The following is a 24,559-nucleotide window of genomic DNA, read 5'->3' on the forward strand; positions in this document are numbered from 1 at the left end:
ATTTGGAGCGACACACGAGGTTCGAACTCGTGACCTCAACCTTGGCAAGGTTGCGCTCTACCAACTGAGCTAGTGTCGCTTCGTAAACGTGTTTAATTCGTTTAGGGGTGCGAATTATAAGAGGTTATTTCTGTGATGCAAGCCTTAATTTTACTTTTCTTTGTAGTTTCGCTTTAAGTGCGCAAAAAATAATCACACTAGATATTCATGATTGTCTTTCTGTAGTAACGAAGCTCTGCTATAGACTCACGAATGTCATCCAACGCAAGGTGCACGCCTTGTTTCGTAAAGCCCTCTAAAACTTCGGGTTTCCAGCGACGAGTCAGTTCTTTTAAGGTGCTGACATCCACATAACGATAGTGGAAGTACTGCTCTAGCTCTGGCATGTGCTTGTATAAGAAGCGTCGGTCTTGCCCAATGCTGTTACCACAAATCGGTGACGCGCCTTTGGGTACCCATTTTTCTAGGAATTCAATCGTCAACGCTACAGCTTGATCTTCGTTGATATCGCTGTTTTTAACGCGTTCAACTAAACCACTGTTGGTGTGGGTATTGGTGCACCAATCGTCCATTTTCGCCAGTTCTGCATCAGACTGATGAATGGCAATCACTGGCCCTTCAGCTAAAATATTGAGTTCACTATCCGTTACGATAGAGGCGATCTCGATGACTTTATGAGTTTCAGGATCAAGCCCTGTCATTTCAAGATCAACCCAAATCAAATTTTTATCGTTCAACACCATGGATTAAATTGCCTATTATTGTGGTAAAGGAAACCTCAGTAGTCTTACTGAAATGCAAAAAATAGATTCGCTTAATTGTGAGCAGATACTGCTTAATCTCGCATCTTGAGGTCAATTAGGTATATCATACCCGTCAATTATAGAAAGCCAACCGGACACTAAAGAATACATGGCTAAAAAGAAAAAGCTAACCAAAGGACAAGTACGTCGTGTACGCGGAAATCAGAAAAAGCGACTGCAACAAGACAACTCTGTTCAATGGGATGAGCAAATGCTCGGTGAAACCAAAAAAGGCTTGGTCATCACTCGATTTGGGCAACATGCTGATATTGAGGACACTGAGACAGGTGAAATTCATCGCTGTAACTTACGTCGTGGTATCGAAAGTTTAGTCTCTGGTGATCGCGTGCTTTGGCGCATCGGATTAGAGTCTATGGCCGGTATTTCTGGCGTTGTTGAAGCGGTAGAGCCTAGAACCTCTATGCTCACCAGACCGGACTACTACGATGGCTTAAAACCTGTCGCAGCCAACGTTGAGCAGATGGTGATCGTATCATCGGTACTGCCTGAGTTGTCACTGTCTATTATCGACCGTTATTTAGTGGCCTCTGAGACGTTAAGCATTGCGCCGTTATTAGTGCTCAATAAAATTGATTTAGCTACCGATGAACAATTACCTATCCTGAAAGAACAATTAAAAATTTATAGTGATATTGGCTATAAAGTATTGTTGGTCAGCAAGGAAACAAAAGAAGGTATTGAAGCGTTAGAAGCTGAATTGGCAGGTAAAATTAACATTTTTGTTGGGCAATCCGGTGTCGGTAAGTCGAGCTTAGTTAATGCGTTAATGCCTGAATTAGACGTTGAAGAAGGCCTTATTTCAAGTAACTCTGGCCTAGGTCAACACACCACAACAGCAGCGCGTTTGTACCACTTCCCTGCTGGCGGTGATTTAATTGATTCTCCAGGAGTGCGTGAGTTTGGCTTGTGGCATCTTGAAGCCGATGAAGTCACTACTGCATTTGTGGAGTTTCGAGAGTTTTTAGGCTTGTGTAAATTCCGTGATTGTAAGCACGCTGATGACCCAGGCTGTGCGTTACAACAAGCGATCAGCGATAGAAAAATACACCCTAATCGCTTCGAGAATTACCAGCGTATTATTGAAAGTATGGTGGAAAACAAAGCCAACCGACAATACTCAAAAAATAAGAAACTGGATCAGTAGTTTACTTAGACAAACACCCTGAGTTTAAGTAACATTCTGCCCCAATTTAGGAATAATGGACCTTATTGTGATTGATAAAATCAAAGTCGGTGCCCAATACTGGATGCCACAACATGGCCTTACGCGCCTAGTTGGAAAACTCGCGTCAGCAAAACTTGGCGTAGTAACCACGTCAATTATTCGTGGCTTCATTAAGCAATACAAAATTAACATGGATGAGGCGTTGCACTCAGATCCTGCTCACTTCGCGACTTTTAATGACTTTTTCGTGCGTGAACTAAAGCCAGGACTTAGACCTATCGCTGAAGGCGACAGTGTGATTACTCACCCAGCAGATGCTTGCGTCAGTCAATTCGGCCCAATTGAAGATGGCAAATTAATTCAAGCTAAAAATCACGACTATTCTGCGCGTGAACTACTTGGCGGCGATCATGATCTAGCCGAGTCTTTTGCCGACGGCAGTTTTGCTACATTATACCTTTCACCAAGCGACTACCACCGCGTGCACATGCCATGCGACGGTACATTAAGACAAATGATCTATGTACCCGGTGACCTCTTCTCGGTGAACCCTCTTACGGCTGAAAACGTAGAAAACCTATTTGCACGAAACGAACGTGTCGTATGTATTTTTGATACTGAATTTGGCCCTATGGCACAGGTACTCGTAGGTGCCACTATTGTGGGCAGCATCGAGCTGACTTGGGAAGGTACAGTCACACCACCACGCGGTAATACTGTCTATCGTTGGAACTACCCTACTGAAGGTGAAAAAGCCATTCACTTCAAAAAAGGAGATGAGATGGGCCGCTTTAAGCTAGGCTCAACGGTCATCAACTTATTCCCGAAAGAGGCCATTGAGTTTGACGCCAGCATGCAACTTGAGGCGACCACTCGTCTAGGCACAGCTTACGCACACAAACGATAATTTATCGCTGTGATAATACAAAAAAAGGAGCGTTCGCTCCTTTTTTGTTATCTCATTTATGATTCCGCTTCTGCGCTACAAGTCATTTCTAATCCTTCTTCAAGCAGCAGCAGCTGCTCTCTGCCTAATTGAGTCGCAACGGGCTTTACCATAGCTAAAATCTGCAACATGCCTTGCATTATCATCGATTCTGTTACTTTTTGATTCGCATTCATCGCTGATTGATAACCCAGCCATCCCGTAGCCACAAAGTGCACATTGGTCACGAAACGGGACATATTACTCGGTTCAACCACAATTAAATTGAGCGTACGAAAAGATTCAACAATCGCCACTAAATTGATTCTAAGCTTCTCTTGTACTTTACAGTACGCATGATGTAACTGTGGATCTCGACTGACAATATCGGCCAGGTTGGCGTAAAAAAAACGATATTTCCACATTAAAGAAAACGTAGAATTCACATAATGCTTTAACAGCACTAAGCTTTGCTCTTGACTCTCATAAGGGCGAAATCTATCCAGGAGTTCCGAGGTGTAATCTTTGAAGATCGCTCGAATAATCTCTTGTTTGTTCGAGTAATGGTAATAAAGGTTGCCGGGGCTAATACCAAGATGTTCTGAGATATGATTGGTCGTGATATTACGTTCACCATGTTGGTTAAATAATTCTAACGCTCCATACACAATTCTCTGCTTTGTTTTCATTCTGCTTCTCAATACCGTACTTAGGTCATTGTTAATTTGATCAAATAGAAAATAGATTTGCTATACTCAATCACTCTCATTTTAACGTAAAAAGCTATATTACTTTGTCTGCTTCTCATTGGTTATCAGCCGCTCGACCTAAAACATTACCATTAGCTCTCACTTCCATTGTCACCGGAAGCTGCTTAGCTTATACCCACCAGCACTTCTCATGGAGTGTGAGTCTACTGGCTTTATTGACTGCCACTTTACTGCAAATTTTATCAAATCTAGCCAATGATTACGGTGATTCTCAACAAGGAACCGACAATCAAGATAGGTTGGGGCCAACAAGAGCCATACAATCGGGTGAAATAAGCCCTACGCAAATGAAGATAGCAATGGTTGTTTGTTCACTGTTGAGCTTACTCTCTGGATTGGCGCTAATTCTATCATCATTAACCACCATAGTAGATATAGCGATATTCATCGGCTTAGGCATTTTAGCCATATTCTGCGCCATTGCTTATACCGTAGGTAAAAGACCATACGGATATATGGGATTGGGTGATCTCGCCGTCTATGTTTTCTTTGGCCTACTTGGCGTTGGTGGAACCTATTATCTGCATGCGCTAAGTATCACTGCGGATGTGTTGCTACCTGCAACTGCAACGGGCTTATTGGCGGTTGCTGTGCTCAATGTCAACAATATGCGTGATATAGATAATGACCAAACCCACGGCAAAACCACCGTCGCTGTACGCTTGGGCCTCACTAAAGCTAAACAGTACCATGCCCTTTTAATCTCTCTGGCATGGTTGGCGTATTTTACCTTTGTGATAAACAGCCACTGCAACCCATTGAGCTTATTACTGACTGTTGCTATTTTAATCCCTAGTGTATTGCATCTGCGCGCACTCAATCAGGCAAAAGACAGTTTAGCTATTGCCCCATTGATGGCGGGAGTGGTAAAACTAGCATTAATAGCCAACATATTATTTTCCTTAGCTATTATTGTTTAGGAAAAAGGTTAACTTGCGTCAATTATCCATTGCTATTGCAAGATATACTCTAGTTTGGGAATACTAACTTAGAAGGTGACACCGATTATGGAATACAATACTTCAGCCCTGTGTGATGTTTACTTAGATCAGGTTGATGTCGTAGAGCCAATGTTTAGCAACTTTGGTGGTAGTGCCTCATTTGCAGGTCAAGTAACCACTATAAAATGCTTTGAAGACAATGGACTGATACGCGAAGTTCTCGATCAAAGTGGGCAAGGTAGAGTATTACTTATCGATGGCGGTGGTTCACTACGACGTGCCTTGATTGATGCTGAGATTGCCTCTCTAGCCGAAGAAAATGAATGGGAAGGCATTGTAGTATATGGCTCTGTTCGTGAAGTCGACGAACTAGAAGACATGAATATTGGTATCCAAGCACTCGCCTCTATCCCTGTAGGTGCAAGCCAAACAGACGTCGGTGAAGTGGATGTGCCGGTGAATTTTGGTGGGGTGAGCTTCTTACCCGAAGACTACATCTATGCCGATAACACTGGCATCATCTTGTCGCAAGAAGCACTAGACACAAATTTTGAGATAGAGGATGAAGACGTCGCCTAAACGCACTTCTTAAACCTTATCTGACAAGGAAGCAGTTCGAGACAATCGAGCTGCTTTTTTTTGATTAAAAGCAAAATAGTTACAAATAAACAGCACAATACACCAGAAACACGCAAGAAACCCAAACACTTGCAACAAGTTTTCGATAACCTGCAACTTCACAGAAAAAGGAAGTGATGGGATGAACAAAGAAAACTCAAATCAAATGGCTAAAATAGGTTTTTGCCTCTTAATACCTATTCTCATATTAGCGATGCCCAGTACTTGGATCCCAATCCAAGACATTACTGTCGTACAGCAACGTCTACTCGCCATCTTTGTCATGTCGGCACTACTGTGGGTGCTTGAACCTGTCCCGGTGTTCGCAACCTCAATATTGATCATTACTCTTGAGCTGATTTTCTTATCCGATAAAGGACTGACTTTTTTAAGAATCGACCATGCCAATGAAGCCTTTGGCACTCTGATCCCTTATACCGATATATTAGGCTCATTCTCCTCCCCTATTATCATTCTATTTATGGGGGGATTTGCCCTCGCGATTGCCGCTTCAAAATATCAGCTGGATAACAACCTTGCACGGGTGTTGTTAAAGCCCTTTGGTACAAAACCCAAATACATCATGTTAGGGCTCATGTTGATCACGGCAGTATTCTCGATGTTTATGTCCAACACCGCCACGACAGTCATGATGCTGGCGCTGTTGGGGCCTATCGTAGCGTCGGCTAAACCCGGCGATCTGGGTATTAAAGCCTTAGTATTATGTATTCCAATCGCAGCCAATACAGGCGGGATAGCGACGCCAATTGGTACACCACCCAATGCCATTGCTTTACAGTATCTGACTGGCGAAAACAGTATCGACTTTTTAAGTTGGATGCTGTTTGGTTTACCGTTTGTCATTGTACAGCTGGCGATTGCATGGGTACTGTTACAAAAGCTCTTCCCATCATCTGAAGATAAAATGGTGCTCGCCTTAGAAGGTAAGTTTCTAAAATCATGGAAGGCCATCGTGGTGTACATCACCTTCGCCTTAACCATCATTCTTTGGATGACCACTAAGCTACACGGCATGAATACTTACGTTGTTTCTGTTATCCCACTGGCGGTATTTACCCTAACGGGCATCATGGGCAAAGCTGAAATTAAGCAGATCAACTGGGACGTTCTTTGGTTAGTGGCTGGGGGTATCGCGATTGGTTTAGCCCTAGATAAAACGGGGCTGGCAAATGCTTTGGCGCACTCCATTGATTATCAAAGCCTATCTCCAGTTGCTGTCGTCATCACCTTATCCATTATCTGTTGGCTCATGGCGAACTTTATGTCCAATACGGCGACGGCTAACTTATTAATGCCTATTGCAGCGGCCATTGGTACATCAATGCCAAGTCTTGTTGCGGTCGGTGGCTTACAAGGGCTATTGGTTGTGGTCGCCTTCTCAGCATCACTTGGCATGATTTTACCAGTGTCTACCCCGCCGAACTCATTGGCCTACTCTACTGGTTTAATTGAAAGTAAAGACATGGCTAAAACAGGGATCATTCTCGGTATCGTCGGTTTATTGTTAGTTTATGTCGCTATGTTCCTACTGACCTAAAGGAAAGATCATGCTTGTTATTGCACATCGAGGGGCGAGAGAGACTCACCCAGAAAACACCTTACTGGCCTTTGAACAAGCTTTAGCCGGTGGAGCTACCGCCATTGAACTGGATGTCCACCAGCATCAAGGAGAGCTGTGGGTCATCCATGACAGTTGGGTCAATCGCACCACCAATGGATCAGGCCCTCTCAGCTGGTTTTCAGCAGATAAACTAAAAAAACTCGATGCAGGGCAAGGTGAACACATCCCTACGCTCAAAGAAACCTTGCGCTATTTATCTGGTCGCTGCGCCTTAAATATAGAACTCAAAGGCATGGATGATATCGCACTGTTACTGGAGCATTTGGACTATGCTATTACGCACTGCCACTTCACTCATGAGCAGTTACTGGTTTCCTCATTTAATCATCATTGGTTAGCAGAGCTAAAGCGCCTACATCCTGCGATCAAATTAGCCGCTCTGACAGCCAACAAGCCAATAGGTTTATGTCAATTTGCTCAGCAGTTAAATGCTTATAGCATCAATGTGGATATCGACGTTATCGACAGTGAAATGGTGCAAGATGCCAAAATGCGCGGTTTAAAAGTGTTTGTGTATACCGTCAATCGCCCACAAGATTGGCAACGCCTGCATAGCATGGAAGTCGATGGCATTTTTTGTGATGACCCAAGTCGTGCTGTCGATTATTTTTCTCCAAGCACCACTCAATATCCCATCTGGCCAAAGTGTGAATAACAGACAAGGGTTTCTAATCGATACGATATGGGGCATATTGACGCTATCTTCTAAGCAACTTCAATAATGACCATGGGATTCGAATGGTTGGCCCTTGCTGCGGCCTTCTTATGGGCAATATCTAGCCTAATATCAGTCAAACCTGCTCGCCACTTAGGGCCTTTTGCCTATAGTCGATGGCGAATGGGCTGTACCGCCGTCATGCTTACTACGATGGCATTTATTACTGGTGGGTGGAGCACAGTAACCAGTGTACATGTCACGCCTATGGCCCTCTCTGGACTGATTGGTATCTTTGTTGGTGATACGGCATTGTTTGCCTGTATGAACCGTATGGGACCTAGACGCGCCGGATTACTGTTTTCTTGCCATGCCGTGTTCTCTGCGGTGATCGGTTACTGGCTGTTTAATGACAAATGGCAGGGGCTGGAGTTGCTTGGCGCCATTTTAGTGTTCTCTGGCGTCGTCATCGCGATCTTTTTTGGGCGTAAGCAAACTGAGCAGCATGATTGGGAAGCCTTACAGGGCAAAATGAATATCAGCATTGGCATTGGTCTGCTAGCAGCGCTGTGCCAAGCTTTAGGTGGCATTATTGCTAAGCCGGTAATGCAAACCGATATCGACCCTGTCGCTGCCTCAGCGATTCGCATGATTACCGCTTTTGTTGCTCATTCTCTGTTTCTAGCTTGCGGAGCCAAACAAGCAAAAGCCGTTAACCGTATTAATTTAAGAATTTTTGCTATTACAGCGCTAAATGGTTTTTTAGCGATGGCAGTCGGTATGACCCTGATCTTGTATGCACTGCAAGAAGGCAATGTGGGTATGGTGGCACTGCTCTCATCCACCACACCTATTATGATATTGCCGCTGTTATGGATGATTACCAAACAACGACCTAATCGCTATGCATGGTATGGCGCGATTTTAGCCGTCGTCGGAACAGGTTTAATTGTCGGTTAGCGATGCATTGATTAAGCACGATCAAACGTAAATGCGGTAACATCGTTGATATGTGCTTGCTGACAGGCCAGCATAATCAATCTATCTATGCCTAAAGCAACACCTGAGCACTGCGGTAAGCCATGACGCAGTGCTTCAATTAGGTGGTGATCAATCGGTTGTGAGGCTAACCCCATTTGCTGGCGCTTTGCATTGTCGTCTTCAAAGCGCTGAAGCTGCTCTTCTGCATCATCGAGTTCATGGAATCCATTCGCTAACTCAATACCTTTAAAATACACTTCAAAACGATCGGCTACACGGTCATCATGACGATTAATCTTCGCCAGCGCCGCTTGTGACGCAGGAAAGTCATACACAAAGGCTGGCACCTCTTGCCCTATGTTAGCTTCGACTCCCACACTAAATAACAACTGTAGTAAGGTATCTCTATCTGATTCTGACTCAGCAATATCGGATAAGCCCAGGGAGCCTGCGACCATTTTGAGTTCTTGCATGCTCGCTTCTAGCGGACACACATTCAATACCGACATAAAAGCTTGTTGATAGGTCATTCTATGGGCTTGATGACACCCAAGAACCATCTGCAGTAACAGGTCCATTTCATCCATAAGATCATGGTGATCAAACCCTACGCGATACCACTCTAAAAGAGTAAATTCAGGATTATGATAACGACCCGCTTCTTCATTGCGAAACGCTTTCGCTATTTGATAGATGCAACCACTTCCCGCCGCAAGCAGACGTTTCATATGAAACTCAGGGCTTGTCATGAAGTACAGTTTTTTGCCATCAGCGTACCCCGGTCCTACAAACTCAGTTTGAAAAGTATGTAAGTGAATGTCCGTCACGGTAGCATGGCTCATGGCAGGCGTATCAACCTCTAGAACATTTCTCTGGGCAAAGAACTGTCTGATTTTAGAGACGATTTCTGCCCTTTGCTTTAAAGACTGGATACTAGCGGAAGGCTGCCAATTAGAAGTAGTCATATAACGCCCTTTGAGATAACTGGAATTTGGTTCATCGAATCAATCTCTATTTTCGCATGATAATGATCACAGTCCCCACTCTTTTTGTGCTTTTTATGTTCTACTTGGGTGAAATAACTAGATAAATCAATTTTTTCCGGATGCGTATACCCTAAAATGGTTGATAGCATTTTTAATATCTCGATAATCACAAGCAGGTAACACTGCCTACACTCTGGAGGATAACTGTGAAAGTATTACACACAGATATCGCGGTCATCGGCGCGGGGGGTGCCGGTCTTCGAACTGCTATCGCAGCAGCAGAAGCGAACCCTGAATTGGAAGTGGCTCTAATTTCCAAAGTTTACCCAATGCGCTCACACACAGTAGCGGCTGAAGGTGGATCTGCAGCCGTAGTCAAAGAAGAAGACAGCTTAGACAACCATTTCAATGATACTGTTGGTGGTGGTGACTGGCTTTGTGAGCAAGACGTTGTTGAATACTTTGTCGAAAATGCCACCCGTGAAATGATCCAAATGGAGCAATGGGGTTGCCCGTGGAGCCGTAAAGAAAATGGTGAAGTCAACGTTCGTCGTTTTGGCGGTATGAAAGTTGAGCGCACTTGGTTTGCGGCTGATAAAACCGGCTTCCATATGTTGCATACTCTTTTTCAAACTTCGATAAAATACCCACAAATCAAACGTTTTGACGAGTACTTTGTAGTTGACCTGTTGGTTGTAGACAATGAAGTGCAAGGCTTAATTGCCATTCATATGGCAGAGGGTGAGTTAGTCACTATCAAAGCAAAATCGGTGGTTCTTGCCACTGGCGGCGCAGGCCGTGTCTATCACACCAATACCAACGGCGGTATCGTGACCGGCGACGGTATGGCAATGGCTTATCGTCATGGCGTGCCTCTTCGTGACATGGAGTTTGTGCAATACCACCCAACAGGCTTACCCGGCACCGGTATTTTGATGACCGAAGGCTGTCGTGGTGAAGGCGGTATTATCGTCAACAAAGACGGCTATCGCTATCTACAAGACTACGGTATGGGCCCTGAAACCCCCGTTGGTCAGCCAAAGAATAAATACATGGAGCTAGGCCCTCGCGATAAAGTATCGCAAGCGTTCTGGCACGAGCAACAAAAAGGCAATACCATCAAGCACCCACTGGGTGATGTGGTGCACCTAGACCTTCGTCACTTAGGCGAAGAGTATCTACAAGAGCGCCTGCCTTTCATTTGTGAACTGGCAAAAGCCTATGTCAACGTGGACCCAGCAAAAGAGCCAATCCCTATCCGTCCTACTGTTCACTACACCATGGGCGGTATTGAAACCAACCAAAGTTGTGAAACTCGTATTAAAGGTCTATTTGCAGTTGGTGAATGTGCGTCTGTTGGCCTACACGGCGCGAACCGCTTAGGTTCGAACTCTTTAGCAGAATTTGTCGTATTTGGTCGTGTTGCGGGTGAACACGCTGTGCAACGTGCCGCTGAGTTTGAAGGGTGGGACGACGACGCTATTCACTCTCAAGTTGAATTGGTTGAAGCACGTATTCAAGCCTTATTAAATCAAGAGGGTGATGAAAACTGGGCGACTATTCGTACCGAAATGGGACACACTATGGAAGCGGGCTGTGGTATCTATCGCAGTGAAGCGCTGATGCAGCAAACCATTGATAAACTGACAGAGCTTAAAAAACGCTATAAAAACATCAGTATCAAAGACAAAGGCAAAGTCTTCAACACTGATCTACTATACGCTATCGAAGTGGGTTACGGCCTAGAAGTCGCTGAGGCAATGGCTCATTCAGCGCTACTACGTAAAGAATCTCGTGGTGCGCACCAGCGTCTTGATGAAGGTTGTACAGAACGTGATGATGAGAACTTCTTAAAACACTCACTTGCATTCTATGCCCCAAACAAAGCCCCTAGCATCGACTATAGCTCAGTCAAAATCACTAAATCGCAACCTAAAGCTCGCCTCTATGGCGCTGCGGCAGAAGCGGCCGCCGCTGATGAAGAGAAAGCGACGCACAACGCGAAGGAGCAACAGTAATGCCAGCTCGAATTCAAAAAGTAGACATTCTGCGTTACGACCCTGAAAAAGATTCAGAACCGTACATGCAAACCTTTGAAGTACCGTTTGATGAAACCATGTCGGTACTGGATGCGATTGGTTACATCAAAGATCATCTAGACAAAGACCTTGCCTATCGCTGGTCTTGCCGTATGGCGATCTGTGGTTCATGTGGTCTCATGGTCAACAATGTACCTAAACTGGCCTGCAAGACCTTTCTGCGTGAATACCCGAATGGACTCACCATTGAGCCATTAGCAAATTTCCCAATCGAAAAAGATCTGATTGTGGACATGACGCCGTTTATTGAACGCCTAGAAGCCATCAAGCCTTACATCATTGGCAATGATCGCACTCCAGAAGATGGCACCAACCTACAGACACCAGAGCAAATGGCACGCTATAAGCAGTTTGCTGCGTGTATTAACTGTGGTCTTTGCTATGCAGCCTGTCCTCAGTTTGGCTTAAATCCTGATTTCCTAGGTCCAGCGGCGCTAACCCTAGCGCATCGCTATAACCTAGACAGTCGAGACAACGGCAAACAAGAACGTATGGAGCTGATCAACGGCGAAAATGGAGCTTGGGGCTGTACATTTGTCGGCTACTGCTCTGTGGTATGTCCAAAGAGTGTTGATCCTGCTGGCGCAGTAAACCAAGGCAAGATCGAATCTTCTAAAGATTTTGTAATTGCAATGCTGAAACCGGAGGATGCGTAATGAGTAATCGTAAACCTTACGTACGTGACATGAAGCGTACATGGTGGAAGAACCATCCATTCTATCGCACCTACATGCTACGAGAAGCCACTGTACTTCCTTTGATTTTGTTCACCCTATTTATCACTATCGGTTTAGGGGCGCTGGTAAAAGGTCCTGAGGCTTGGGCAAGTTGGCTTGAGTTTATGAGCTCACCTGTCGTCATCATTATTAATATTTTGGCATTACTTGGCAGTTTGTTCCATGCGTTTACCTTCTTTAATATGATGCCGCAAGTGATGCCTTTACGCTTCAAAGGAAAGCCTATCGATGCTAAGACTATCGTGCTGGCGCAATGGGCAGTAGTTGCCTTTATTTCTTTAATTGTTCTCATCATTGTCTAAGGAGTCGAATGTGATCAATAAACACCCTAAACGTTCTGACGAGCCCGTATGGTGGGGGCTATTTGGTGCGGGTGGTTCATGGTTTGCCATGATCACTCCCGTCACCATTTTTGTTCTCGGTATTCTGGTACCACTTGGGATTATCGATGCCAATGCCATGAGCTATGAGCGCGTCTCGGCGTTTGTAAAAACCATTATCGGTGCACTGTTTGTGATTGCCACAATCGCGCTTCCGATGTGGCATGCCATGCACCGTGTTCACCACGGTATGCACGATCTTAAACTGCATACCGGCGTGGCTGGCAAAGTTGCTGTGTATTTTACCGCTGCATTTTTTAGTGGCTTAGCGGTGGTATTTGTCTTCATGGTGTAAACCTAGATTGGAGACAAACAAAAGGCCGCTGTGAAAACAGCGGCCTTTTTAATGTTTGATTGTCAGTGGATTACTTTACACGTCCAACGTATTCGCCAGAGCGAGTATCACACTTAACCACTTCACCAATTTGGATGAATAGAGGAACACGAACAACAGCACCTGTTGATAGTGTTGCAGGCTTACCGCCAGTACCTTGAGTATCGCCTTTCAGACCTGGATCTGTTTCAACAACTTCAAGCTCAACAAAGTTTGGTGGAGTCACTACAATTGGATTACCGTTCCAAAGCGTGATCATACAAGTGTTGTTTTCAACAAGCCATTTAGCGCTATCACCAACCGCTTTCACGTCAGCTGCAATTTGCTCAAATGTTTCGTTGTTCATAAAGTGGTAGAATTCGCCGTCTGAATATAGATAATCTAGGTCGATATCTAGAACGTCAGCAAGCTCAACAGATTCACCAGACTTAAATGTTTTCTCTAGAACCTTGCCTGATAGTAGTTTACGAACTTTAACGCGGTTAAATGCTTGGCCTTTACCCGGTTTTACATATTCGTTTTCTAGAATTGAACATGGCTCGTTATCGAGCATGAACTTTAAACCGCCCTTGAATTCATTGGTGCTTACAGTAGCCATTTTTTCCTCTTTTTATTCTTAGAGTAAGTTTTAATGTCGCATATAATAACCCAAAAATCGGTATCTGTTGAAAAAAACTGGTTGCAACAACTGGCGAATGGGATCTCAGATCCGACCGAACTGCTCTCAATGCTGGATATTGACCCTCAAGATGATGAAAACCGTTTATCGGCTCGTAAACTTTTTGCACAGCGAGTGCCTGTAAGCTTTGTTGAGAGAATGGAAAAAGGCAACATCAACGACCCTCTTTTACGACAAGTGTTACCTGTAGATGCGGAATTTAATGAGGTGGCAGGATACAGCACTGATCCATTATTAGAGCAAGACAACGAACAACCAAGCTTACTGCACAAATATAAAAACCGTGTGCTACTGGTATTTAAAGGCAGCTGCGCTATCAATTGTCGCTACTGTTTCCGCCGCCATTTCCCATACGCAGACAACAAAGGTGGTAAGTCTGTTTGGCAAAACAACTTAGACTATATTGCCCAACATCCAGAGATCAATGAAGTGATCCTCTCTGGAGGTGACCCTTTAATGGCCAAAGATCATGAGTTGCAATGGTTCATCACCCAATTACAGCAAATTGAGCATGTACGCACTTTACGTATCCACTCTCGATTGCCGGTAGTGATTCCAGATCGCATTACCGACTCTCTGTGTCGTATGTTTAACGAAAGCGCTTTAAACATCGTTTTGGTCACCCATATTAATCACCCTAACGAAATTAACGCTGAGTTTGCCGCAGCTATGTTTAAGCTAAAACAAAGTCAGGTAACGTTACTCAATCAAGGGGTCATGTTAAAAGGCGTGAATGATGACGTGTCTGTACTGAAAGCCCTCAGCGAGAAGCTGTTTGATGCTGGAATTTTACCGTATTACATGCACGTATTAGATAAAGTGCAAGGCGCTGCACATTTTCATATTAGCGATGATCAAGCGAGAACCTTAATCGCCGACTTAATGAAAGAAGTCTCTGGCTACCTAATCCCCTCTCTTACCCGAGAAATTGGTGGCAGAGCCAGTAAAACCCCTTTAGATCTGCATTTAGAATAAAAAAACCTCGCTGAGCTATAGCGTTCGCGAGGTTTAAGAATATAGAACGAGTGAGCTATCGGCTACTTAGCAAAGTTCACGATAGGGAAACACTTAAAGAAACCATTGTCAGCACAGTTGATAAGACCAATCTGTACGCCGTCAATCTTCTCTGTTTTGTTGAAGATACCTAGCTGGAAGTTAGATTCCTTAGATAAGCTCACAACAGCAACATCAGCGATGGTTTTACCTTTGGAGATGTTTGCTACACCCAAGTTTAAGCCTTTCACATTGTTCGTAATGTTAACCGCACTAATATTAGCACCTGTCGTATTACCTGGGTTCCAGTTAAATAGACCAAACGCCGCACCGGTCATTTGTTTATTAACTTTAGAACCGCCAAAGAAAAAGCTTAAGTTAACCCCGGTCATATTATCGCGTTCAGACATACCGAGCACTGAGATATCCAGTCCTTTAACTTCACGAACTTGACCATGTAATACAGATAGACGAACACCGCCCACAGAGTCTGCATTTGGCGCATTAAAACCATTTAGAGATGAGAACATTACCGGAGTACTTTCAGCCATTGCAAAAGGTGAAGCAAGGGCCAGTGTCGCTGTTACTGCTAATAGTCGTTTTTTCATTTTAAAATCCATCTTATTGATTACAACTCTATTTGGCTTGGGTCTCAAACCGTCACCAATAAAGCATAAAACAAAATAAACTAATTGCATATGAAATATAATTATTTCATGTATTTACCCATAAAAAAGCCCCTGCAATCGCAAGGGCTATCATCAATCATTAGGCTTGGCTTTACTTAGCTATCAATACCACGATTTTTCAAGAACTCAGCGTAAGTACCACGGAAGTCGTTGATCTTACCGTCTTTAATTTCAAGAATGCGCGTTGCCAACGAATCAACAAATACACGGTCGTGAGAAACGAAGAACAAAGTGCCTTTGTAGTTCTCAAGTGCTAAGTTTAGCGATTCGATAGATTCCATATCCATGTGGTTGGTGGGTTCATCCATCAATAAGATGTTTGGCTTGTGCATCATGATCTTGCCTAACAGCATACGACCTTGCTCACCACCAGACAGCACTTGAACGGGCTTCTTGATATCGTCTTGACCAAACAGCATACGGCCTAGGAAGCTACGTACCACTTGCTCATCGTCGCCTTCTTGACGCCATTGCGCCATCCAGTCAAACACTTTCAAGTCTTCTTCAAAGTCGTGCGCATGATCTTGAGCGTAGTAACCAATGTTTGAGTTTTCAGACCACTTGTACTCACCGCTACGAGGCGCTAGTGAACCCGCTAATGTGTTCAGCAGCGTTGTTTTACCCACGCCGTTTTCACCGATGATCGCAACGCGCTCGCCCACTTCAAAAATGGCATTAAAGTCAGCATATAAGTCGTCTTCAAAACCTTGCGTTAGGTTTTCAATCACCAAGGCATTACGGAACAACTCTTTAGATTGCTCAAAACGAATGAATGGGTTTTGACGGCTTGATGCTTTCACTTCATCCAATTGGATCTTATCAATCTGCTTAGCACGAGAAGTGGCTTGTTTCGCTTTTGAAGCATTCGCTGAGAAGCGAGAAACGAAAGTTTGCAGTTCAGCAATTTGCGCTTTTTTCTTAGCGTTATCAGACAATAGACGCTCACGAGCTTGAGTCGCCGCAGTCATGTATTCGTCGTAGTTGCCAGGGTATAGACGCAACTCACCGTAGTCTAAATCAGCCATGTGAGTACATACTGAGTTTAAGAAGTGACGGTCATGCGAGATGATAATCATGGTGCAGTTACGTTGGTTCAACGTCTCTTCCAACCAACGAATAGTATCCATATCCAAGTTGTTGGTAGGTTCATCAAGTAGCATGATGTGCGGGTCAGCAAATAGCACCTGTGCCAATAGCACACGCAATTTCCAACCTGGAGCCACTTCGCTCATCAAGCCGTAATGCTGTTCTTCAGGAATACCGACCGCAAGCAATAATTCGCCCGCTTTCGCTTCCGCCATGTAACCGTCCATTTCCGCGAACTCAACCTCAAGGTCAGCCACTTTCATGCCGTCTTCTTCACTCATTTCTGCCAATGAGTAGATGCGGTCACGCTCTTGCTTTACTGCCCAAAGCTCTTTGTAACCCATAACAACGGTATCGATTACAGTAAATTCTTCGTAGGCAAACTGGTCCTGATTTAGCTTAGCCACGCGTTCATTAGGATCGTAACTAACATTACCACCAGAAGGCTCAAGTTCGCCGCTCAAGATCTTCATGAAAGTGGACTTACCACAACCATTTGCACCGATCAGACCGTAGCGATTGCCCTCGCCAAATTTAACCGAGATATTTTCAAATAAAGGCTTAGCGCCAAATTGTTGAGTGATGTTAGCTGTGGAAATCAAATCAGACCCTTATGCGTTGAATATTTTTAACCGCGCAAAGGTACTCGTTTGCGGGAAAAATAGCCAGTAAAGTTTGAGCTAGAGCACAGGTTTATTCGGTTATAACACTCGTAGGAAGGGATAAATCGCTTATTCAGATACATTCACATCATTTATGCCCTCTAAGTAAGTGCTCAGCAAGCTGAGCATCTACTTAAAGGGTTCGGCTATAACGACTAGCTAATCACCAGTTGATGGCCTTCGGCGACAGGTTCAAAGTCAATGAAGTGGTCGATGGCTTCTAAGGCATCTTCTGCGTAGTGAGTCACGTACAGCAGTTGGCTCATGTTGGTTTTAGCGATGCGATTTAGCACAAAGAACACCAACTTACGGTTAATGTAATCAAGCCCTTGGTACGGTTCATCTAGCACGAGTAATGCAGGTTGCTTAATTAAGGCGCGACCTATCAGTAATAGTCGCTGCTGTCCGTAATCTAAACTCTTAAAGCCAATCTTCTCAAACTCGCTCATTTCCAGCACTTTTAGCCATTGCTGAGCAAGTTGAATCTGTTTCTTACTCGGTTTTTCATACAAACCGATGCTATCAAAGAAACCCGACAGCAATACATCTAAGGCGCTGCAATTTACGCGGTACTGCAAATGCAGTGCTGACGACACTATGCCGATTTGCTTCTTGATATCCCAAATGCTTTCGCCAGAGCCGCGCTTCATACCTAGCACAGAAATATCATTGCTGTAGCACTGCGGATGGTCACCCATGATCAAGCCTAACAAGGTACTTTTACCACAACCATTTGGCCCGCGGATTTGCCAGTGCTGACCTATTTTAGCTTGCCAAGTAAAGTCTTTGAAAATGACCCCATCCAGATATTCCACTTTGACGTTTTGCATATCAATTAAAGGATCAAGCAGCTGCTTCTGCTCATGGTAAGACTCAAGAAGTTCAAACACACCGCCACTCTTTTGTTGTGACAGCTTCTTGATGTGTTGCTTGATAGGATGGTTGTGCCACTCTTCTAAGGTCATGGTTTGGGTCAAAGAGTGATGGTCAAACAAAGCCACATGGCTGATACAAGTTGGCAATTCATCTTCACGAGAAGTAATGACAATCAGTTGCATTTGCTCGGCGCACACGTTGAGTAGCTGACTTAGAGCCAGTCGGTGCGCAGTATCTAACCCTGTATAAGGTTCATCCAAAATCAATAGTTGCGGCTTAGTCACTAAAGCGCGAGCAAGCATAGCGCGACGTGTTTCGCCCGTAGAAAGTTGACGGAAAGGACGCTGACGTAGTTCACCCAGATCCGTTTTCTCAATCACCTCTTCCAACTCGGCTTGAGTACAGCCCATGTTTAAGATCAGTTGCTCAACCGTTGAACCGTAATCAATGCTGTCTTGAAAGTCAGTTTCGTCTTTTGCGATCTCTTCTTCTAACAAGCGTTGCTGATGAAGCAAAGAAACACATGCTATGCGTGACACTCTATCCGACACATCTCCAGAATTTGGCTCAAGCTCACCACTTAATAGCTGAACAATTAGCGCTGAACACTGGCTTTGTGAAGAAAATATTCCCCAATGTTGGCCAGCATCAATTTGCCAATCGGCGATAGACAGCTCCGCCATGCCATCCTTGTACTTCAATTTCTGTATATGCATCTTTTTTCTCTAACTGTTCAGATAAACTAAGTGTGCAAGATATTGGCAGAGAAAACTAGTGGATCTAATTTTGCAGATATTACGCCCATAAAAAAACGCCACTCAAATGAGTGACGTTTAATACGCGATTTAGCTCTCTTGGATTACAAGAATGGAAAGCTAATGCAATGCTTTCACATTACATCATGCCAGGCATGCCGCCCATTCCACCCATGCCACCCATGTCAGGCATTGCAGGAGCATCGCCTTGTGGCTTGTCAGTGACCATAGCTTCGGTAGTGATCATAAGACCGGCTACAGAGGCTGCGAACTGAAGTGCGCTACGAGTTACTTTAGTTGGGTCAAGGATACCCATCTCTAGCATATCGCCGTATTCGCCAGTAGCGGCGTTGTAGCCGTAGCTACCTTCGCCTGCTTTAACGTTGTTAGCCACAACAGACTCTTCGTCACCTGCGTTAGTAGTAATTTGACGAATTGGAGATTCCATTGCACGTAGAGCTACGCGGATACCGACGTTTTGCTCTTCGTTGTCGCCAGTTAGCGCAGTTAGTTTTGAAGCAGCGCGGATTAGTGCAACACCACCACCTGCAACAACACCTTCTTCAACCGCGGCGCGAGTCGCTTGTAGTGCATCTTCTACGCGGTCTTTTTTCTCTTTCATTTCAATTTCAGTAGCTGCGCCAACTTTGATTACTGCAACACCGCCAGCAAGCTTTGCTACGCGCTCTTGAAGTTTCTCTTTGTCGTAGTCAGACGTTGCGTCTTCAACTTGTTGACGAATCTGAGCAACGCGACCGTTGATAGCCACTTCATCACCCGCACCATCGATGATGGTTGAGTTTTCTTTGGTGACTGTCACGCGTTTCGCTTGACCTAGGTCTTCTAGAGTCACTTTCTCAAGGTCTAGACCGATTTCTTCAGAAATCACAGTACCGCCAGTTAGGATAGCGATGTCTTGTAGCATTGACTTACGACGGTCACCAAAGCCCGGAGCTTTAACAGCCGCAACTTTAACGATGCCACGCATATTATTCACAACTAGAGTCGCTAGTGCTTCACCTTCAACGTCTTCTGCAATGATAAGCAGTGGACGAGATGCTTTAGCCACTGCTTCTAGAGTAGGAAGTAGCTCACGGATGTTTGATACTTTCTTATCGATAAGAAGGATGAATGGGCTGTCTAGGTCAACACTGCCTGCTTCTTGGTTGTTCACGAAGTAAGGAGATAGGTAGCCGCGGTCAAACTGCATGCCTTCAACTACGTCTAGCTCATCTTGTAGAGCTTGACCTTCTTCAACAGTGATAACGCCGTCACGGCCTACTTTTTCCATTGCTTCAGCAATGATGTTACCTACCGTCGCATCAGAGTTTGCAGAGATAGTACCCACTTGTGCGATAGCTTTAGTGTCAGCACATGGTTGAGACAGTGCTTTTAGCTCTTCAACCGCAGCCACAACTGCTTTGTCGATACCGCGCTTAAGATCCATTGGGTTCATACCCGCAGCTACCGCTTTAAGACCTTCAGTGATGATAGATTGTGCTAGTACAGTAGCAGTGGTTGTTCCGTCGCCCGCAGCATCGTTTGCTTGAGAGGCCACTTCTTTAACCATTTGCGCGCCCATGTTTTGGAACTTGTCTTCAAGCTCAATTTCACGCGCTACAGATACACCATCTTTAGTGATTGTTGGTGCACCAAAAGATTTGTCTAATACTACGTTACGGCCTTTAGGACCTAATGTAACTTTTACTGCGTCAGCTAGAACGTTGACACCTTCTAGCATTTTGATTCGTGCGTCATTACCAAATTTAACGTCTTTAGCAGCCATTTTTATATTCCTTTCTAAATTCGATTCTATTTTTTAGTTGTTGATTCAGATAATGGTTACTTATTCAACAATTGCCATGATGTCGTTTTCAGACATGATGAGCACTTCTTTGCCATCAATCTTTTCAGTTTTAGTGCCGTAGCCTTCAGCGAAGATTACTGTGTCACCAACTTGAACGTCTAGAGGTTGCACTGTGCCGTTCTCTAGGATGCGACCTTTACCGACAGCAAGGATTTTACCGCGAGTAGATTTCTCAGCAGCAGAACCAGTTAGTACGATGCCGCCAGCAGATTTTGATTCAACTTCTTGACGCTCAACGATAACTCGATCATGTAATGGACGAATATTCATCGATTGATTCTCCTAAATTGTATTTCTAACAAATGATAAAATGCCGTTTCTTGGCTAGTGAAGAATATGTTGGGGACAATACGGGTGATCCCAAGGGTAAAAACGGAGTTTTTTACAAAAACTTCATATTAATGTGCGCTTTGATTACCTAATCGCTTTGTTTCCCCCTCTGGTTGAAAGTGCACTTACAGGGTATTCTATGCCTCCAATCAAACCAGCAGAATCTAGATGCACGATAAACACGGACTATTAACCGCTCCCATCGACAAAGTATTACGTCAAATGACGTTGCCTATGGTGTTGGGTATCGTTGCCATTTTAATGTTCAATCTGGTAGATACCTTCTTTATTTCTCTACTTGGTACCGATGCATTAGCCGCGATCAGTTTTACCTTCCCTGTCACCTTTGCCATGAACTGCATCACTATGGGGATCGGTATGGGGCTATCCACTCATGTGGGGCGCTTCTTAGGGCAAAAACAACCAGAGCAAGCGGCGCGATTTTCCAGTCACGGTATTTTGTTGGCGGTACTGTTAATTAGCATTACCTCACTCATTGGCCTATGCACTATCGAGCCTTTGTTTACTCATCTGGGAGCAGAACCAAAACTATTGCCTCTTATCGAGCAATATATGGCGGTGTGGTATCTGGCTATTCCATTGCTGGTCATTCCGATGAGTGGCAACGCGGCTATTCGAGCCTATGGGGACACGAAAACCCCGGCCAAAATCATGATTACCGCAGGGGTGATTAATGGCGTATTAGACCCATTTCTTATTTTCGGTATTGGCCCGTTTCCTGAGCTTGGCATTCAAGGGGCGGCAATTGCAACCGGGATCAGTTGGTTTGTCGCTATGCTAGCCTCGTTTTATATTCTGGTAGTGCGCGTTAAATTACTGGCTAAACCAAAGCCAAAACAACTGCTCAGTGACTGGAAAAACATTCTTAAAATCGGCACTCCGGCCGCGTTATCAAATGCGCTTAATCCGATCAGCGCCGCTATTTTAATGATGATACTGGCCAGTCACGGTACAGCGGCGGTTGCCGCCTATGGCGCAGCGCAAAGGATTGAGTCTTTGTTATTAATCGTACTCATGGCACTGACCTCGGTTTTAACCCCCTTTATGTCGCAAAACCTGGGCGCAAATAACCCACAACGAAGCTTCAAAGCACTGTTTATGTGCATGCGTTTCTCGGTTCTATTTCAGCTGTTTGTCTTTGTAGTAATGGTGCCACTGAGCACGCCTTTTGCCAGTTTATTCAGCCAAGAAGAAAGTGTCCGCCACTTGCTTTGGTTATACCTGGTTTGCGTGCCCATTAGCTATGGGTTTCAAGGTGTGGTGATGCTACTGATCAGCAGTTTAAATGCCATGCATAAGCCTTTATCCGCTTTTATCTGGAGCTGTTTGCGCTTATTTGTCTTTACCTTACCTTGCGCGTGGTTAGGCAGCCAATGGTTAGGTATTCAAGGACTGTTTATCGGTGTGAGTGTCGGTAATATTCTGGGTGGACTGATGGGGTATCTATACGCTCACAGACTGCGTAGCAACACCCTAAACGAAATAAGCCCAACACTAGGTTGAGCTTATTGACTGCATCATGGTGTTAGTCTTATATGCCATCACCATGAATAAAATGCTGTGTTCGACCATTAAAGTTTTGGTCCATATCCTCAGCCGGTTTATCAGACTTAGGCTTTCCAGTGATTTTAGCAGGAACACCGGCAACGGTAGTGTGCGGAGCAACGTTTTGCAATACGACAGAGCATGAGCCAATTTTGGCACCTTCACCTACTTCGATATTACCCAGAACTTTAGCCCCAGCCCCAATCATAACCCCTTCACGAATTTTAGGGTGACGATCGCCACATTCTTTACCTGTGCCGCCCAAAGTAACGTCTTGCAGAATCGAAACATCATTCTCAATCACTGCCGTTTCACCAATCACGATCCCCGTAGCATGGTCAAGCATGATAGCTTTACCAATTTTAGCCGCAGGGTGAATATCCACCTGACAAGCTACTGAGATTTGGTTTTGTAGATACGTCGCTAACGCAATTCGCCCCTGCTTCCAAAGCCAATTGGCAATACGGTAGCCTTGTAAAGCGTGATACCCCTTTAGATAGAGCAAGGGGGCAGAATACATCGCCACCGCAGGGTCACGGCTTACTGTCGCACAAATGTCACAAGCCGCAGAGTCAGTGATGCCCGGATCGGCGGCCAGAGCTTCCTCTATTACGTCACGAACTCCCATTGCAGGCATACTGGCCGTTTTTAGCTTATTTGCTAGGATGTAGCTCAATGCCGCAGCAAAACTATCGTGGTTAATAATGGTCGCATGATAGAAGCTAGCCAGCATAGGCTCTTGTTCTGCTTGCTCACGGGCCTCATTAACAATGCATTGCCATACATCGTTAGCTTCACACTCATCCATTTTAAACATCCTTTCTACTAAAAGCGGTTATTATCGTTCGGCTTTTTTAGCACGAGACAACAGGTCCTGCGCAGCGGCATTTGCGTCTTTACCTTGATACAACACTTGATAAATTTGATCTACGATTGGCATTTCAATGCCTTCTCGATTTGCAAGTACCCATACTTCTTTGGTGTTTCGGTAGCCTTCAACTACTTGCCCAATTTCTTGTTGAGCACTATCAACATCCTGACCTTTACCCAATGCTAAGCCAAAACGGCGATTACGAGATTGGTTATCGGTACACGTTAGCACCAAATCACCCAATCCTGCCATCCCCATAAAGGTTTCAGGTTTAGCACCTAATGCTACGCCTAGGCGAGTCATTTCAGCAAGCCCACGAGTGATCAACGCGGTACGAGCATTCGCACCAAAGCCAATACCATCAGACATACCAGCGCCAATGGCAATGACATTTTTTACCGCACCGCCCAACTGCATACCGATAAAGTCATCGTTAGCATACACACGGAAAGATTTACTACAGTGAATTTTATTTTGTAGTTCAGTGGCAAATTGAGGCTCAGAAGAGGCAACCGCAATTGCTGTTGGCAAACCCATCGCTAATTCTTTAGCAAATGTTGGGCCAGACAATACCGCTAGCGGATACTGATCACCAAGTTTCTCTTGAGCAACATCTTTTAATAAGCGTCCAGTTTCTGGCTCTAAGCCTTTGGTTGCCCAACAGATACGAGAGTCTGCTTTTAAGTGTGGCTTTAAGCTGTCCAGTACAATACCAAACACATGGCTTGGTACTACCACCAATAGATCTCGACTAGCAGCAACGGCTTTTTCTAAATCACATTCCACAATCAGCGAATCAGGAAAAGGCACATCCGGTAAGAACTCTTTGTTCATTCTATCCGCTTGTAGCTTCTGCATGTGTTCACGTTCATGGCCCCAAATAACGACTTCAGCGCCATTACGAGCGAGCGAGATAGCCAGTGAAGTGCCATAAGAACCGGCGCCAATCACTGTCATTGATGTGCCTTGAAACTCACAATTTGATGCTGCCATATTCAAATCCATAATATGTTGTGAAAGGGCTACAAACCCTTGAGATTAAAATCTACTGAACTTTAAAAGATAGTGTAAATAAAAAATGCACACCGTATCAAATAACTAGATGCGGTGTGCATTAATATTTTCAAG

At 44.6% G+C, this 24,559-nt stretch carries 23 protein-coding genes, 1 tRNA gene and 1 pseudogene; 13 read left to right on the forward strand and 12 right to left on the reverse strand.

Annotation, left to right across the window (positions count from 1 at the left end):
* Positions 1-3: 3 nt before the first annotated feature.
* A tRNA-Gly gene (locus VEZ01S_RS13305) sits at positions 4-79 on the reverse strand.
* Positions 80-197: 118 nt separating this feature from the next.
* On the reverse strand, positions 198-743 hold the full coding sequence (orn, locus tag VEZ01S_RS13310) for an oligoribonuclease (RefSeq protein WP_021714568.1): 546 nt from the start codon (positions 741-743) through the stop codon (positions 198-200).
* 169 nt (positions 744-912) lie between these two features.
* On the opposite strand from orn, the gene rsgA reads away from it, so the two are divergent.
* Together rsgA and asd are read left to right on the forward strand one after the other, a co-directional pair.
* A complete protein-coding gene (rsgA, locus tag VEZ01S_RS13315; RefSeq protein ID WP_021714569.1) occupies positions 913-1,968 on the forward strand; it encodes a small ribosomal subunit biogenesis GTPase RsgA in 1,056 nt (351 codons plus the stop codon).
* 70 nt (positions 1,969-2,038) lie between these two features.
* A complete protein-coding gene (gene asd, locus VEZ01S_RS13320) occupies positions 2,039-2,896 on the forward strand; it encodes an archaetidylserine decarboxylase (RefSeq protein WP_040891048.1) in 858 nt (285 codons plus the stop codon).
* A gap of 56 nt (positions 2,897-2,952) precedes the next feature.
* Here the strand turns inward: asd and VEZ01S_RS13325 are convergent, their stop codons facing one another.
* Positions 2,953-3,603, reverse strand: coding sequence for a TetR/AcrR family transcriptional regulator (locus VEZ01S_RS13325; protein ID WP_040891036.1), 651 nt, complete (start codon positions 3,601-3,603; stop codon positions 2,953-2,955).
* Between the two features lie 98 nt (positions 3,604-3,701).
* Here VEZ01S_RS13325 and VEZ01S_RS13330 point away from each other — a divergent pair, with 98 nt between their 5' ends.
* The 5 genes from VEZ01S_RS13330 (at position 3,702) to VEZ01S_RS13350 (ending at position 8,500) form a co-directional block, all read left to right on the forward strand.
* Positions 3,702-4,604 carry a 1,4-dihydroxy-2-naphthoate polyprenyltransferase gene (locus VEZ01S_RS13330; RefSeq protein WP_040891037.1) on the forward strand — a complete coding sequence of 301 codons (903 nt, stop codon included), beginning with the start codon at positions 3,702-3,704 and terminating at the stop codon, positions 4,602-4,604.
* 87 nt (positions 4,605-4,691) lie between these two features.
* A complete protein-coding gene (gene rraA / locus VEZ01S_RS13335) occupies positions 4,692-5,204 on the forward strand; it encodes a ribonuclease E activity regulator RraA (RefSeq protein ID WP_021714574.1) in 513 nt (170 codons plus the stop codon).
* Positions 5,205-5,385: 181 nt separating this feature from the next.
* Positions 5,386-6,801: an SLC13 family permease gene (locus VEZ01S_RS13340; RefSeq protein ID WP_021714575.1), complete on the forward strand. Its 1,416-nt coding sequence runs from the start codon at positions 5,386-5,388 to the stop codon at positions 6,799-6,801.
* A 10-nt stretch (positions 6,802-6,811) separates the two neighbouring features.
* On the forward strand, positions 6,812-7,540 hold the full coding sequence (locus VEZ01S_RS13345) for a glycerophosphodiester phosphodiesterase (protein WP_021714576.1): 729 nt from the start codon (positions 6,812-6,814) through the stop codon (positions 7,538-7,540).
* 72 nt (positions 7,541-7,612) lie between these two features.
* Positions 7,613-8,500, forward strand: coding sequence for a DMT family transporter (locus tag VEZ01S_RS13350; RefSeq protein ID WP_040891049.1), 888 nt, complete (start codon positions 7,613-7,615; stop codon positions 8,498-8,500).
* A gap of 11 nt (positions 8,501-8,511) precedes the next feature.
* Here VEZ01S_RS13350 and epmA read toward each other — a convergent pair.
* Positions 8,512-9,492 (reverse strand): annotated as a pseudogene (epmA, locus tag VEZ01S_RS13355) (elongation factor P--(R)-beta-lysine ligase); the annotation flags it as partial.
* A 221-nt stretch (positions 9,493-9,713) separates the two neighbouring features.
* Here epmA and frdA point away from each other — a divergent pair.
* The 4 genes from frdA to frdD are packed head-to-tail and all read left to right on the forward strand — an operon-like array spanning position 9,714 to position 13,018.
* Positions 9,714-11,525 (forward strand): fumarate reductase (quinol) flavoprotein subunit, encoded by a 1,812-nt coding sequence (gene frdA, locus VEZ01S_RS13365; protein WP_021714579.1) that lies wholly within the window; start codon positions 9,714-9,716, stop codon positions 11,523-11,525.
* The gene (locus VEZ01S_RS13370) at positions 11,525-12,262 is read left to right on the forward strand and encodes a succinate dehydrogenase/fumarate reductase iron-sulfur subunit (protein ID WP_021714580.1); all 738 of its coding nucleotides are present in this window, start codon (positions 11,525-11,527) and stop codon (positions 12,260-12,262) included. The genes frdA and VEZ01S_RS13370 overlap by 1 nt, the downstream gene beginning before the upstream one ends.
* On the forward strand, positions 12,262-12,645 hold the full coding sequence (gene frdC / locus VEZ01S_RS13375; protein WP_021714581.1) for a fumarate reductase subunit FrdC: 384 nt from the start codon (positions 12,262-12,264) through the stop codon (positions 12,643-12,645). The genes VEZ01S_RS13370 and frdC overlap by 1 nt, the downstream gene beginning before the upstream one ends.
* 10 nt (positions 12,646-12,655) lie before the next feature.
* Positions 12,656-13,018, forward strand: a complete 363-nt coding sequence (gene frdD, locus VEZ01S_RS13380; protein ID WP_021714582.1) for a fumarate reductase subunit FrdD — start codon at positions 12,656-12,658, stop codon at positions 13,016-13,018.
* Positions 13,019-13,088: 70 nt separating this feature from the next.
* Here the strand turns inward: frdD and efp are convergent, their stop codons facing one another.
* On the reverse strand, positions 13,089-13,655 hold the full coding sequence (efp, locus tag VEZ01S_RS13385) for an elongation factor P (protein ID WP_021714583.1): 567 nt from the start codon (positions 13,653-13,655) through the stop codon (positions 13,089-13,091).
* 33 nt (positions 13,656-13,688) lie between these two features.
* Between efp and epmB the strand changes: the two genes are divergently transcribed.
* Entirely contained in the window at positions 13,689-14,711 is a 1,023-nt protein-coding gene (gene epmB / locus VEZ01S_RS13390) for an EF-P beta-lysylation protein EpmB (RefSeq protein WP_021714584.1), read from the forward strand.
* 62 nt (positions 14,712-14,773) lie between these two features.
* Here epmB and VEZ01S_RS13395 read toward each other — a convergent pair whose 3' ends face one another.
* The 5 genes from VEZ01S_RS13395 to VEZ01S_RS13415 all read right to left on the reverse strand — a co-directional run bounded on the left by VEZ01S_RS13395 (position 14,774) and on the right by VEZ01S_RS13415 (position 20,934).
* Positions 14,774-15,337: a VC2662 family protein gene (locus VEZ01S_RS13395; RefSeq protein WP_040891042.1), complete on the reverse strand. Its 564-nt coding sequence runs from the start codon at positions 15,335-15,337 to the stop codon at positions 14,774-14,776.
* 176 nt (positions 15,338-15,513) lie between these two features.
* A complete protein-coding gene (locus VEZ01S_RS13400; RefSeq protein WP_021714586.1) occupies positions 15,514-17,106 on the reverse strand; it encodes an ABC-F family ATPase in 1,593 nt (530 codons plus the stop codon).
* 215 nt (positions 17,107-17,321) lie between these two features.
* On the reverse strand, positions 17,322-18,758 hold the full coding sequence (locus VEZ01S_RS13405; protein ID WP_021714587.1) for an ATP-binding cassette domain-containing protein: 1,437 nt from the start codon (positions 18,756-18,758) through the stop codon (positions 17,322-17,324).
* A gap of 178 nt (positions 18,759-18,936) precedes the next feature.
* Positions 18,937-20,583, reverse strand: coding sequence for a chaperonin GroEL (groL, locus tag VEZ01S_RS13410; protein WP_021714588.1), 1,647 nt, complete (start codon positions 20,581-20,583; stop codon positions 18,937-18,939).
* A gap of 60 nt (positions 20,584-20,643) precedes the next feature.
* On the reverse strand, positions 20,644-20,934 hold the full coding sequence (locus tag VEZ01S_RS13415; RefSeq protein WP_021714589.1) for a co-chaperone GroES: 291 nt from the start codon (positions 20,932-20,934) through the stop codon (positions 20,644-20,646).
* Between the two features lie 228 nt (positions 20,935-21,162).
* Between VEZ01S_RS13415 and VEZ01S_RS13420 the strand changes: the two genes are divergently transcribed.
* Positions 21,163-22,518 carry an MATE family efflux transporter gene (locus VEZ01S_RS13420; RefSeq protein WP_021714590.1) on the forward strand — a complete coding sequence of 452 codons (1,356 nt, stop codon included), beginning with the start codon at positions 21,163-21,165 and terminating at the stop codon, positions 22,516-22,518.
* Positions 22,519-22,546: 28 nt separating this feature from the next.
* On the opposite strand, the gene cysE is transcribed toward VEZ01S_RS13420, so the two are convergent.
* A complete protein-coding gene (cysE, locus tag VEZ01S_RS13425) occupies positions 22,547-23,368 on the reverse strand; it encodes a serine O-acetyltransferase (protein WP_021714591.1) in 822 nt (273 codons plus the stop codon).
* 30 nt (positions 23,369-23,398) lie between these two features.
* On the reverse strand, positions 23,399-24,424 hold the full coding sequence (gpsA, locus tag VEZ01S_RS13430; protein ID WP_040891044.1) for an NAD(P)H-dependent glycerol-3-phosphate dehydrogenase: 1,026 nt from the start codon (positions 24,422-24,424) through the stop codon (positions 23,399-23,401).
* Between the last annotated feature and the right edge of the window lie 135 nt (positions 24,425-24,559).

This window comes from Vibrio ezurae NBRC 102218, from assembly GCF_000467185.1.
GTDB lineage: Bacteria > Pseudomonadota > Gammaproteobacteria > Enterobacterales > Vibrionaceae > Vibrio > Vibrio ezurae.